General features: G+C 42.7%; 12 protein-coding genes. All 12 read right to left on the reverse strand.

Annotated features, from left to right (window positions below):
• Nucleotides 1-39: 39 nt before the first annotated feature.
• Nucleotides 40-735, reverse strand: a complete 696-nt coding sequence (locus BVE84_RS01375; RefSeq protein ID WP_076995297.1) for a YwaF family protein — start codon at nt 733-735, stop codon at nt 40-42.
• Between the two features lie 23 nt (nt 736-758).
• Nucleotides 759-2126, reverse strand: coding sequence for a UDP-N-acetylmuramoyl-tripeptide--D-alanyl-D-alanine ligase (locus BVE84_RS01380; RefSeq protein ID WP_076995298.1), 1368 nt, complete (start codon nt 2124-2126; stop codon nt 759-761).
• A 159-nt stretch (nt 2127-2285) separates the two neighbouring features.
• Nucleotides 2286-2954: an ABC transporter ATP-binding protein gene (locus tag BVE84_RS01385; RefSeq protein WP_076995299.1), complete on the reverse strand. Its 669-nt coding sequence runs from the start codon at nt 2952-2954 to the stop codon at nt 2286-2288.
• Nucleotides 2955-2964: 10 nt separating this feature from the next.
• The gene (locus tag BVE84_RS01390; RefSeq protein ID WP_076995300.1) at nt 2965-4038 is read right to left on the reverse strand and encodes an ABC transporter permease; all 1074 of its coding nucleotides are present in this window, start codon (nt 4036-4038) and stop codon (nt 2965-2967) included.
• A 616-nt stretch (nt 4039-4654) separates the two neighbouring features.
• Nucleotides 4655-5701: a D-alanine--D-alanine ligase gene (locus BVE84_RS01395; protein WP_076995301.1), complete on the reverse strand. Its 1047-nt coding sequence runs from the start codon at nt 5699-5701 to the stop codon at nt 4655-4657.
• 53 nt (nt 5702-5754) lie between these two features.
• Entirely contained in the window at nt 5755-6351 is a 597-nt protein-coding gene (gene recR, locus BVE84_RS01400; protein WP_076995302.1) for a recombination mediator RecR, read from the reverse strand.
• A gap of 878 nt (nt 6352-7229) precedes the next feature.
• A complete protein-coding gene (locus tag BVE84_RS01405) occupies nt 7230-7334 on the reverse strand; it encodes a putative holin-like toxin (protein ID WP_076995303.1) in 105 nt (34 codons plus the stop codon).
• 269 nt (nt 7335-7603) lie between these two features.
• Complete coding sequence (locus BVE84_RS01410) at nt 7604-7747, reverse strand: putative holin-like toxin (RefSeq protein ID WP_076995479.1); 144 nt, start codon at nt 7745-7747, stop codon at nt 7604-7606.
• A 420-nt stretch (nt 7748-8167) separates the two neighbouring features.
• On the reverse strand, nt 8168-10243 hold the full coding sequence (gene pbp2b / locus BVE84_RS01415) for a penicillin-binding protein PBP2B (protein ID WP_076995304.1): 2076 nt from the start codon (nt 10241-10243) through the stop codon (nt 8168-8170).
• 296 nt (nt 10244-10539) lie between these two features.
• Complete coding sequence (locus BVE84_RS01420; RefSeq protein WP_076995305.1) at nt 10540-11343, reverse strand: MBL fold metallo-hydrolase; 804 nt, start codon at nt 11341-11343, stop codon at nt 10540-10542.
• 6 nt (nt 11344-11349) lie between these two features.
• The gene (gene vicK / locus BVE84_RS01425) at nt 11350-12702 is read right to left on the reverse strand and encodes a cell wall metabolism sensor histidine kinase VicK (protein ID WP_076995306.1); all 1353 of its coding nucleotides are present in this window, start codon (nt 12700-12702) and stop codon (nt 11350-11352) included.
• Nucleotides 12695-13399: a response regulator YycF gene (yycF, locus tag BVE84_RS01430; RefSeq protein WP_076995307.1), complete on the reverse strand. Its 705-nt coding sequence runs from the start codon at nt 13397-13399 to the stop codon at nt 12695-12697. Before yycF ends, vicK begins: the two co-directional genes overlap by 8 nt.
• Nucleotides 13400-13619 lie beyond the last annotated feature (220 nt).

Consider the following 13619-nt stretch of genomic DNA (forward strand, 5'->3'; position numbering starts at 1 on the left):
GCAGGATTTTTCAAATAAGAGTCACAAAAAAGGAGCTGTCTAACTCCTTTTATACTGCTCATTTTCTTGCTGACGAGATAGCTGCACTGCTTGGAATATTTTTGAAAAAACAGTTAGAATCACGCTAAAAAGGAGCGACTCTATTAGATAGTTCCAAATCAGGCCAAAATCCCCTAGCAAGGGCAAGTCTCTTAAAAAACCATAGTCCCCACCTGTCACCACATCAACTAATAAGATAACGGTATTGATACCAAAGGTCATCCCTGTAATCTTTCTCGGGGTCAAGCGGTAAGAATCTTGAAGCAACAGACTATTCAAGGCATTCCCTAAAAGGGCCAAATGGCCAACGATAAAGGAAAATATGGTCACATGAACCAAAGGAAAGGGATCAAAAATTGGATAGACTAAGGCGCAGATGGAGCCAAATACACCGATTAGTGCAAAATACTCCTTGTAGACAGACTTCTCTGGTGCCAGTAGTACTACAAACATTGCCAAGCGACAATGATAGAGGGGGAGGGCTACAGAAATCGGCGCTCTAGTACCTAGGTACCAACCATAGAGCAAGAGTAGCTGTATCACTTGCATCCCTTTAAAGATCCGTTGCCATTTCCGATTCCTATGATATTGAAATGCTCCACCAACTACTACCGTCAGGCTAAACAGGAGAAAAATATGCCCTGCAAGGCCTACATCAGGCGGAAAACTGGGATGATTGCTAAAAAACTCTTTCATCACTAGCTCCTTTCACCTTATTCTTAGGAGGTAGCCCCCAAGGCGCTAACAAGCACATCAAGTCGCATGGAATTGCTCCCCTTGAGTAAAATCTGATCCTGGGGCTTGAGGCTTGCTACAACATGTGCAAGGAGTTCGTCAAATTGATCTTCTGTTTCATCTTTTCTAAAGAAGTATACCCTATCTGGTGGAAATATCTGAGTGGCCAATCGGGCGAGACCTTCAATATCTTTTCCATAGAAAAATACCTTATCTAAGCAGGCAGGCGAGAGGCTGCTCATCATTTCTTGATGCAAGTGAACAGACTGCTCCCCCAATTCTTTCATATCTGCCAAAACAGCCAATTTCTTACCGTTTTCATTTGCAGGAATGGTCGAAAAGGTTTCTAAAATCAAGCGCATAGCTGTCGGATTAGCATTGTAGACATCGCTTAAAATATCAGCTCCGTTTCCTGCTTTTTTCCATTCTGTTCGATTGCGGGTCAGTTTTAGATGTGCGAGAGCTTCCCTAATCGCTACATCTGGAACGCCCAAGCACTTTCCTACATAACTTGCTAGCATAGCATTTGTTGCATTGTACTTACCTGTAACAGGTAGGAAAATATCGCCATCCATGAAATTTACCTGAAAGGTCAGACTGTCCTTGCCCTCAACCAAGCTCACTACTTGCAAGTCGCCCCCTTCACCAAAACTCACCAATTGCTGCTGACTAGGCAGATGAGCATCTGCAATCGGATCATTGGGTACCAGTAAGATGGCATCTTCTGCCATACCATCTGCAATTTGGAGCTTCCCTTGTGCAATTTGCTCTCGTGAGTCAAAAAATGCCAAGTGTGCTTCACCAAATAGGGTAATCACAGCAAGACTTGGTTTTGCGATTGTTGACAAGAGATGGATGTCCCCCAAGTGATCCTGCCCCATTTCTAGGACCAATTTCTCTGTATTATCTGGCATGTGGAGTATGGTATAGGGTAGACCAATTTCATTATTATAATTTCCTTGGGTCTTATAAGTGGCAAAGGTCGTGGCCAACACTTCATGAATCATATCCTTGGTTGTTGTCTTCCCGTTTGATCCTGTGATGGCAATGACCTCTGTCCGCATTTTCTCCAAATAATAGGTCGCTAAATCTTGAAAGGCCCGCAGGCAATCATCCACTAGAATGTGAGGAACAGCCTGCTCTTTTTCAGAAAGGGTGACTGCACAGCCATTTTCAACAGCAAGGGAAATAAAATCATGCCCATCCCTAGCCCCTTTCAGCGGAATAAACAAGTCTCCTTCGGCTATCAACCGACTATCAAACTCAACCTTTTGTAGGGTTCGATCCTCATAGACTGATACATCATTTTTCGCTCCAACAACCTGAGCGACTTCATATACTGTTAATTTCATCATTTTCTCCCAAAGGGCTCTTATGCTACTATAGGTGTTTGAACACTATCCATCATCGCTTTGAGCGATTCTTGAGGGGGCAAAGTGGATATTCTCCTCTACCGTATAATAAAAAGAGCGAATGCTCTTTTTATTATATCACACTTTTGACCAAGTATCTTATCGAACCTGAGTTAGGACACCGTCTTTCATCTCATAGACCTTGTCACACTGCTTAATCATACGGTAATCGTGGGTAACCATGATGATTGACTTATGACGCTCCTTACTCTCTTTTTCAAGGATATCCACCACCTCTATAGCACGCTCCGTATCCAAACTCGCAGTCGGTTCATCTGCCAAAATAAGGGCTGGATCATTGTATAAAGCACGGGCAATGGCTACTCGCTGGCGCTCCCCTCCAGATAGGTCTTTCGGGAATTTTGCCTTCAAATGTGCCACATCCAAATCTGCCAGAAGGGCCGCCCGCTTTTCTTTGTTGGACTGTTTGTTCACACGATCCACTAATTCCAACTGTTTTTCCACTGTCAAGAAAGGAATCAAATTGGATGATTGGAGGACAAATCCAATATCCTTGTAGCGAAGCTGGGACCGCTTCTTTTCAGACAAGGCAGAATAATCTGCTTGATTGATCCTTATTCGCCCAGTAGAAGGAGTTTGTAAGCCTCCTGCCAAGGTCAAAAAGGTACTTTTCCCAGATCCAGACGGCCCGATAATAGCGACAAATTCACCTGCTTCCACACTAAAGTTAGTCGGTTTAAGAGCCGTAATAATCTGATCCCCATCCTTGAATTGTTTACTGATATTTTCAAATACGAGGGTATTCACTTTCTTCCTCCTAGGACAAATTTTGCAATGGATCAACCTTAAAGATTGAGCGAACAGAAAAGCTAGCACCGATCAAGGCAAAGCATACCAAGGCAAGACTAACGCCTCCGTAAAAGAACCAGTTATTTTCAAATGGGACGGCACTAGGCAAGACAAGCGACGACAGGTAGGTAAGCCCCAGACCGATGAGGGTTCCAATGCCTGATAGTAAGAAGGTTTGGGCTACCACACTGGCTGAGATAAAGCCATTTGACAAGCCTTGAATCTTCATCAACCCAAAAACCTGCGCCTTCTGCGTAGTCAATACATAGGTGAAGATGGCAATCACAATCGCTGCAATGACGACCAAAAAACCAATCATAAAGGCAAAGGTCACATTCTGAGCCTTATAACCTGGCAGATGTTCAATGAAATCAGTCACCGATAACTTTTCCATACTATCTTTCGGATAATTTGCTACTGATCCACGAACGACAATGGCACTGACTGAAGTCACACTATCTTGGCCCGGAATCTTAGTGGTGGTATCCAAAGCCTCACTATCCATATAGACAACAGGCGCTACTCCAAAGGCCGCATTCTCTGTATAGCCGACAATAGTCACTGGCTCATCAAGGACAGAAAGGTGGACAGTTGAGCCAATTTCAAAGCCTTCCTTTTCACCGAGAGTTTGGTCAATGACCACTTCATGTGTCCTTTCAAACACACGCCCCTCAATAATATTGGGTACTAGAAAAGTTCCCCTTTCAATCGCAAATACACTTATTTTTTCCTTATCGTCAGAAGTGGCTTCTTCCTTAACCCAAGCGGCACCTACTTGTTGCTTGATAAGTGCCTTCTCATCTGCTACCACATCATCAGCTAGCTCCTTAGCGATATGTGAAGCATTCATCAATTTATTGGCCTCTGATGACAATAAAATAGAATCCGCTTGCCATTTATCAACCGCAGTTCGATTCTGCTGCATCAATCCATAAGCCAGTCCTGTCAGGAAAAAGACCAAGTAGGCTATCAATACCAATAAACCCAAGACCAAGCCATAGCGCAACTTGTTCTGGCGCATTTCTTCAATCGCTAAAAACATACATCCTCTTTTCTAGTTTCTCCGCCTATGTCCAATGATCTTACCTTAACTTTTAAGATATAAGCTGAAAACCTCCACCAGAGATTTTCACTCGGAAAATTTCCTATTTCCCAGCTCAGGCTTCTGTGGTCACTTTCTTGTTTCTAGGTGACCGTTGAAACAGTTCCCCAAACTGTTTCAATCCTATTTTCACTTTGAGTTTTTCACGGGTTTTGTATCTTGTGTAATTGAGTCCGGACTAAGGTCAGTGTGAAAAAGATAGGCAGCTGTTTTGGCTTTAGCCAATTACAGATGAGAATCCCTTTGGGGATAATTCTTCCTAGCTTCAAAGGTATAGTATACCTTTGAAGGCGGGAAATAGAAGTTTGCCTTAGCAAACTCCCAGCAACCCTCTGCGTCAGAATTCCTATTTTCACTTAGACCTTTTAACGCCCTCACATCTTAATGTTCTCACGAGAACTATTTTAGTTCTTATGAGAATAAATTGCAAGTGTTTTGCTCATGGGATGAAAGAGGCTAGAGACTGCTTGGATCAGAGACAGAGGACATGTAGCCAAGATCTGGCCTATGAAAAAAGTGGAAAGGCCTTCCCTTTCCACACTTCTATTTCAGCTCTCTAAATCAAATGTTGCTCACGTTTGGCAAATGTTTCTTTTGCTAAAGTCACCAATGTTTCAATCAAATCAGGGTAGGCAAGCCCCATATTATCCCACAGGAGGGGATACATTGACCATTGGGTAAAGCCTGGCATCGTGTTTAATTCGTTAAGGAAAATATCACCCTCTTCTGTCAAGAAGAAATCGCAACGGGATAGGCCACTCCCCCCGATGGCACGAAAGGCTGCGATGGCGTAAGACTGCATTTGCTCAGCATGCTCAGCGGAAATGTCAGCTGGAATCGCCATGGTAATCTTATTGTCAATATACTTAGCATCGTAATCGTAGAAAACAACATCCTTGACCACTTCACCAGGCAGGGTCGCGCGAACAGTTGTATTCCCTAGCAATCCAACCTCGATTTCACGGGCATTAACCCCCTGCTCCACTAAAAGCCGACTATCGTAGCGGAAGGCCAGCTCAATAGCAGAACGCAAGTCAGCCTGATTTTCTGCCTTTGAAATTCCGACACTGGATCCCATATTAGCTGGCTTTACAAAAACAGGATAGGTCAAATTGGCTTCTACAATCTGGATTTTTGCTTCTATATCCTCCCCTTCAATAATCGTTTCAAATGCCACTTGGGGAATGCCTGCTGAGGCTAACACCTGCTTGGTTATAATCTTATCCATCGCTACACTAGAGGCAAGGACATTGGTTCCTACATAAGGCAAACGCAAAACCTCAAGGAAGCCTTGGACTGACCCATCCTCTCCCATCGGTCCATGAAGCACTGGAAAGACTACTGCATGTTCCTCATAGATATCACTCGGGCGAATACCTTGACTGGAAATAATCGTCCGATTCGTCATGAGGCTTTCATCGGCAGCTGGAGGGCTATCAAATTCCTGGGTCTTAATAAAATCCCCAGTTTGAGTAATGAAGTAAGTCTTTACAAAAAACTTATCATAGTTAATCGCTCGCAAGACACTCTCAGCAGATAAGACTGAAACTTCACGTTCAGCGGAACGGCCGCCATACAGGAGAATAATGGTTTCTTTCGACATATTTTTTCCCTAACTTTCTATAGAATCTTCTTGATAATACACGATGAATCTGGCTATAGTTCTGTCCGATTTTCAATGGCTCGAAGGAGGGTCACTTCATCCGCATATTCAATATCAGAACCAACGGATAAGCCCCGAGCTAGACGCGTCACCTTGATACCAGCTGGTTTTAACACTCGCGAAATATACATAGAAGTTGCTTCCCCATCTGCTGTCGCATTGGTTGCAATGATGACTTCTGTCACCTCATTTTCCATTAAGCGTGTCAATAAACTCTTGAGGTTGATGTCATCTGGACCGACTCCGTTCATAGGGGAAATAAGCCCGTGGAGAACATGGTATAAGCCGTGGTATTCCTGAATATTTTCCATGGCTGAAACATCCCTGCTGTCTTCCACTACTAAAATCGTCGACAGATCACGTGTCTGATCTTGACAAATCGCACAGGTCTCCTCTTCCGCAAGATTACCACAAGCCTGACAATAGGCTAAATCACGCTTGGCTGCTAAAAGATTTTTCGCAAATTCATTGACCGTATCTTCTTCCATACCAATCGTATAGAAGGCCAGTCGGGTCGCTGTTTTAATTCCGATTCCAGGGAGCTTTGAATAGCTCTCAATCAATTTCGCTATAGGTGTAGGATATAACAATTCTATTTTCTGTCTTTCTGTAAAATAATCTGATAGTCTATAAAATCAACATCTGAATAAACAGTGAAACCAAAGGTAGTTGAAATAGTTGAACACGATTTCGTTTGCCATTCTAGCGAATTTCTACCCTTCTGTTTGCACAAGATTTTAGGGATTCATCTATTTTGTCTGTATTAGTATACCATAAAAAGAGATAAAGAGGGATTCTTTTCCTCTTTTTCTCATCGAGAAAAGTTGGCTACATTCTATAAAAATGAACCGTACAGGAACCCCGTCACAATTATTTGATCATCCCTCCTTAATCGAGGAGGAATGATAGAGTTCAAGAGATGACTCACCCCTTGATGAAAGAGGAAATGAGGGCTAGCCGGTATTAAAGTTGGGGAGCAAGAGCTTTTATACTCTTTAAAAATCAAAAAGATACGCTATCAAGAGTCTCGGGGGATTACAACAGTTCAGTGAACTGTTGTAACTGGTCACCTAGAAATAAGAAAGTGACCTTAGTAGTTCAGTGAACTGTTGTAACTGGTCACCTAGAAATAAGAAAGTGACCTTAGTAGTTCAGTGAACTGTTGTAACTGGTCACCTAGAAATAAGAAAGTGACCTTAGTAGTTCAGTGAACTGTTGCAACTGGTCACCTAGAAATAAGAAAGTGACCACAGAAGTTTGAGTCAAGAAACAGGAAAGCTAGATAATCATATAGTGACCCACTGTTCTTATTTTCTCCATTATATTTGACAGTTTATCCAGTTTTCAGTATACTGAAGATGAAAAAAAGCAGTTGCGAAAACAACTACCCTATACAGAACCGTTTAAGATAGTAGCTTTGTAATTTGATTAAAAATAATCGTCGTCACTCGGCTAAAGTTATGGACGGTTATTTTTTATTGTCATCTTTGAAGATTTTATAGCACAAACTAACTAGCCCGATAGTGAAACTACCCAAGCCAAAAATGAGTTGTACGACTTCAAAAGTTGTCAACTTAAGGCTTCCTCCTTTCCGTCAGATTTTGATGAATTGCCCATTGGCATCACCTCTCTTTCAGAATGTGAATAGGCACCGTCTTAACTTTTCTGCCTTTCTAGTACATCATATTTTTATATACTTTGTTGACATTTTAGATGATTTTAGATACAATGATAACAGAAAAAGGCAGTTGCTCAAACAACCGCCCTATGCAGAACCGTTTAAGACGGTGGCATGTCTTGAATTATTAAAGAATAACCGTCAACGTGCCAAAGTTGAGACGGTTATTTCTTTGTCGCTTTTCCCAATTCAAGGACTAACTTCACGATAGCTATAACAAAGTTACCAGCCACAAACATGAGTGTTAAAACCTCGAAGGTAGACAAATCTAGCTCCTCCTTTCCGTCAGATTTTGATGAATTGCCCATTGGCATCACCTCTCTTTCAGAATGTGAGTAGCCACCGTCTTAACTTCTCTGCCTTTCTAGTATAGCATATTTTTAAGATGAATGTCCACTCATTCATCTTTTTTCTGTTTCAATTTCTTGAGAAAATGAATGATTTTATCTTCGAAGAAGTAATACCCAATAAAAACAACCAACCCGTAGGCTGGTTCTTTCGGAGATTATGAAAAATTTTAGGATTAACTACAGTATACCGAAAACAGGGCAAGATAACATCCGTCTTCAGACGGAGATTTCACCAACTACTATCACTTATCAGCTCTCCTTCACTCTCCCGCCAAACTCCCCTTGACTAACTTCATCCCAGTTATCTACAAATATTACATGAAATAATATGACAAGAGACGAGAAAACCAGATGATATTCCTAGAAGAGGTCATCTTACTAATTCATCGGATGAAGCGTCTGATAGAGATTGATAATTTCTGTCGTGATGCGCTTGCTGGTAGATGAATCAAGGTCAGTCAAATTCGGAAGAATGACCGCTACCGCTATCTTGGGATTAGAGCTTGGCGCATAGGAAACGATATTGGTATTGACTGCATTCAAGACTTGACCTGTCTCTGTTGTCACAAATGTCTCCGCCGTACCAGTCTTGGCACTAATAGGCACACTGGCTCCTTGTGCAATATCTCTACCTGTCGTAAAGCCACTGCCACCATTGACCACCATATAAAATCCTTGTTGGAGCAGGGCCATCTCCTCCTCTGGGATATTGACCTGATTCATTTCTTTTCCTGAGATGGTTTCAATAAGCTCTCCTAGACCACCTTCGGCATTGTTTGCATAGATACCTTCTGCTAAGTGGGGACTAATACGACGACCGCCGTTTGCTACTGTAGCCGCGTACTGAGCCATCTGCATCGGTGTGTAATTGTCGAACTGTCCAAAGGCATTGGTCAGATAATTTGATATCGTATAATCTTTGGGAATAAAGCCAGTGGATTCTAACGGAAGATCAATCCCTGTCGCAACCCCTAGACCATATTCACCAAAACTGGCACGTAATGTTTCCATCGATGAGTTGAGGGTTTCATTCTCACTCAAAATCATTCCAGGCACATAGGGTTGTCCAATCATATTGAGGGCAATCTGAACCATGTAAGTATTGGAGGAATATTGGAGGGCTTCAACTGCCGTGATATTGCGATTGCCAAACGCAGTAAACCAAGAATTTATCGGGGCAGAACCAGCGAACTGAATCGGCTGATCTGTCAATATTTGATTGCCTGTAATCACACCACTCTCCCAACCTGCTGTCAGAGTGGCAGCCTTGACAATAGAGCCTGGGACAAAGGTATTCGTAACTGTTCCTAAAGCATTTTCCTTGACCTCGTTGGTCTTGGTATCATGGCTATATCCTGCCATGGCTAGGACAGCCCCTGTCTGAGGTTCAAGCACCACAGCATAGATTCCTTCTGAATAACGGGCACTGCCTGTTGCCAATTCATTATCAAAATGACGTCTTAAAATAGCGTTGACCCCATCTTGAAAGTTCAGGTCAATCGTCAGTTTTACGTTATTTCCCTTGCTACCTTCCTGAATGGTCGTGATACTCTCGACATTCCCATTACGGTTGAGGTTGATTTCCTTTTTCTCTCGTTGCCCTTGCAGGACTTCTTCGTACTGCTTCTCCAGATAAGCTGTTCCTACACGATCATTGAGTGAGTAGCCTTTAGCCAGATACTCCTTGGCGTCTTCTTCAGGCAAACCTGCTTGTTGCGTGGTGACTGTTCCGATAATAGATGCTAGAGAAGTTGCACCGACAACCCGTTTCCAACTGCTCCCTGTTGAAATACCTGATAGCTCCTCTTCATTAGCCGCAATCATAGCAATCTGTTCAGCTGTCAGCGGATCCGTCATCAAATTCACCGTTTCAAAATAAGCTGCTGCATTCATTTGTGAAAAGAGATCCACCACCTTTAATTCCTCATCGGAATAAGCCAGCTGCTCCTCTGTCAGACTCTTGACCGCATTGTTGTAAATCACCGCCTCGTCTAGGCTATTACCATCTGTGTCCAGTCGCTGATCCTTGGGCAATTTTTTCACAACTTCTGCATAGACCTCTGGATCGGCCAGATAATAATCTGCCCGCTCCCGCGGTGTTACATCTACATCCGTCAAGCTCACCCATTGTAAGAGCTTGGCTGCGATTTCTTTCATCTGGCGAGCTGTTATGGTATTAGAACGTGTAAAAGTGGCTACCTGCTCTACCTGATTTTCTACCAAAGCGACACCCTTAGCATCATAAATCTGCCCACGAACAGAACTATTCGTAATGACTTTTTGGCTACTCTTCGCTAATTTGTCCGTATAAAATTCTTTGTTAATAATTTGCATGTAGGCCAGACGTGCAATCAAGATGGAAAACAGGACGATTACAGTGGCAAATAAAATATTCAAGCGATGGGGAATAAAAGTATCCTCACGCCCCTTACGGGAAGGTGCATTCTTCATCATTCTCAAAACCTCATTCTAGACAAATTCCTCTCTATTATATCACATTGAGCTTATTTTTTCTGTTTATACTCAATGAAGTATCCTCAAAATGGACTGGAAAAAAACTTTATACTCTTTAAAAATCAAAAGGATACGTCGTCAAGAGTCTCGGTGAATTGAACTCGAGCTACAACTCGCTGACAAAAAGATAAATACTCCTATAAGCAGAGACTTCTTCGTCGTATTTCCTATTTTGTCTAGGAGTTGTTTCACGCCCTTTGTATCTTGTCTATTTCTGATTTTGATTAAATATACGATTAAATCGTGGTCAGTGGGGTTGCAGTGTCTGGTGATGTATCATAGATTTGAAAATCAATCCCCACTCCCAAATCTGCCTGCGCCAGTTGATTCACCATGGTCATGTGGGCCAATTCCTTGATATTGTTCTCCTTGCTGAGATGACCCAGATAAATCTTCTTTGTTCGATTACCGAGGGAGCGAATCATTGCGTCTGCCCCATCTTCATTGCAAAGATGTCCCTTATCTGACAAAATCCGCTGCTTGAGATTCCACGAATAGGAACCTGCCCGTAAAATCTCCACATCGTGATTGGATTCAATCAAGTAGCCATCTGCATTCTCCACAATCCCTGCCAAGCGATCACTAACATAGCCTGTATCCGTCAACAAAACAAAACTCTTATCATCTTTCATAAAGCGATAAAATTGCGGACAAGCTGCATCATGGCTGACCCCAAAACTCTCAATATCCAAATCTCCAAAGGTCTTGGTCACACCTCGTTCAAAAATATGTTTTTGTTCTAGAGAAATTGTCCCTAGTTTTCCCTCCATGGCCTGCCATGTCGCTTCGTTGGCATAGATGTCCATACCGTATTTGCGAGCCAATACACCAATTCCATGGATATGGTCACTATGCTCATGCGTGACCAAAATGGCATCCAAATCCTCAGGCCTGCGGTCAATTTCTGCTAACAAACTAGCAATTTTCTTTCCAGACAAGCCTGCATCTACTAAAATCTTTTTCTTCTCTGTTTCCAAATAGAAGGAATTTCCACTCGAACCAGAGGCTAAAATACTATATCGGAATCCTATTTCTCCCATACACTCCTATTCTTCCTCTTCTGCTTCCTCCCACTCATCGGCTGTCATATCCTTAATATATGGCAACACAATGGTGAAAGTGGACCCATGTCCATACTCACTCTTAGCCCAGATAAAGCCCTTGTGCTGTTTGACAATCTCCTTGGCAATCGCAAGCCCAAGCCCTGTGCCACCTTGCGCTCGTGACCGAGCCTTATCCACCCGATAAAAGCGATCAAAAATCCGTGGCAAATCAGCCTTGGGTATCCCCAATCCTTCATCAGAAATAGAGACGATTAACTGGGTTTCTGTCGTCTTCATACTAAAGGTGATGTTCCCACCATCTGGCGAATACTTAATGGCATTGTTTAAAATATTGTCAATCACCTGAGTCATCTTATCCGTATCAATTTCAATCCAAATCGGTGTAATCTGATAATCCCGAACAATGACATATTCCTTCCCTACTTTTTGTTGGCTCTTCATCTGATCAAAACGGTTCAAAATAAAGGTCACAAAGGCTGTGAAGTTGATTAGCTCCACGTCAGCTGAACTGACTTGATTGTCTATTCGTGACAGGCTCAACAAATCAGAAATCATCCTCATCATGCGGTTGGTCTCATCGAGCGATACCTTGACAAAACTAGGAGCGACTGACTCGGTCAAAGCTCCATCATCAAGGGCCTCCAGATAAGATTTTACAGATGTCAGAGGTGTCCGCAACTCATGGCTGACATTTGAGACGAACAAGCGCCGCTCCCGCTCCTCCTTAGCCTGCTCTGTCATATCGTGTAGTACAACAACGAGACCTGAAATCAAGCCACTCTCACTGCGAATGGTCGCAAAGTTAGCCCGTAAGGTGAGAAATTCACCGTTTTCATTATCATGCTCGATGACAATTTCAGGTGTCTGTGCTAGCAGATCACGAAAACTATACTCTTCACCAATACCTAGTATTTCTAACAAATCACGCTGCTCAGTCGTCTTGGAAGCAAGCCCTAACTGCTTTTGTGCGGTCTCATTGACCATGATGACCCGTCCCATGCGGTCAGCAGCCATTACTCCATCACTCATATAGGCGAGAATAGAGGATAGCCGCCTTTTTTCCTGCTCTAGATGATCATGGGTCAGTCTAATCACCTCTGATAAATCATTGAGCGAATTGGCCATTTCTGTAATTTCAGGACTACCCCGCATATCAAGGACATCAGAATAGTCTAGCTCAATCAAGTGCTTGACCTTTTTATTCAGTTCTTTAATTTGCTGGTTATCTCGGTGATTTTCAATCAGTAAGACAGTCAAGGCAATGACAAAACCAATCAAGATAACGACAAACCAGAACTCAGAAGTCGTTATTAAATATCGTAGTTGATTAATCATTTCCCTTTATATAATACCCTACACCACGCCGCGTCAAGATATATTCTGGACGGCTCGGTGTGTCTTCAATCTTCTCACGCAAACGACGAACGGTTACATCGACAGTCCGCACATCTCCAAAATAGTCATAACCCCAGACAGTCTCAAGCAAATGCTCCCGCGTCATAACCTGCCCCAAATGCTTGGCCAAATGGTGGAGCAACTCAAATTCACGGTGGGTCAATTCCAATTCTTTGCCATGCTTTTTAGCCACAAAGGCGTCTGGAATAATCACCAACTCTCGAATACTAATCTCAGGCGTACCAGCCGTATCAACCTCAGCCTGCGTCTCAGCTAACTCACTGCGACGCAACAAGGCCTTGACCCGTGCCTGTAACTCTCGATTTGAAAAAGGCTTTGTCACATAGTCATCTGCCCCAATTTCAAGACCAATGACCTTATCAAATTCGCTGTCTTTAGCAGACAGCATTAAAATAGGAACATTGCTGGTCTTCCGAATGGTTCTAGCCACTTCAAGACCATCAATCTCTGGCAACATCAAATCAAGAATCACAATGTCTGGAAATTCGGCTTCAAATACCGCCAAGGCTTCACGACCATCAAAGGCCGTCACCACCTCGTACCCCTCTCGTGTCATATTGAATTTAATAATATCTGAAATCGGCTTCTCGTCATCTACAATCAAGATTTTTTTCATCTTTTCTCACCTCGTCATTCTTATGCTATTATATCAAAACTCCTCTGAATTAGCTTGACGGAAGCATGCAGAAGGAGTAAAAGGGCTTCTATTTAATAAACCACGAAGAACATCTATGAAAAGACGGAAAACACCCAGCCAGATTTTCTTGTACTGTTGCTAGCTGTTTGCTAGTCGAGCAACTGAAGAATGGAGGGATAAATCAGTTATTTTATGGGTT

This window comes from Streptococcus azizii (assembly GCF_001984715.1).
Classification (GTDB): domain Bacteria; phylum Bacillota; class Bacilli; order Lactobacillales; family Streptococcaceae; genus Streptococcus; species Streptococcus azizii.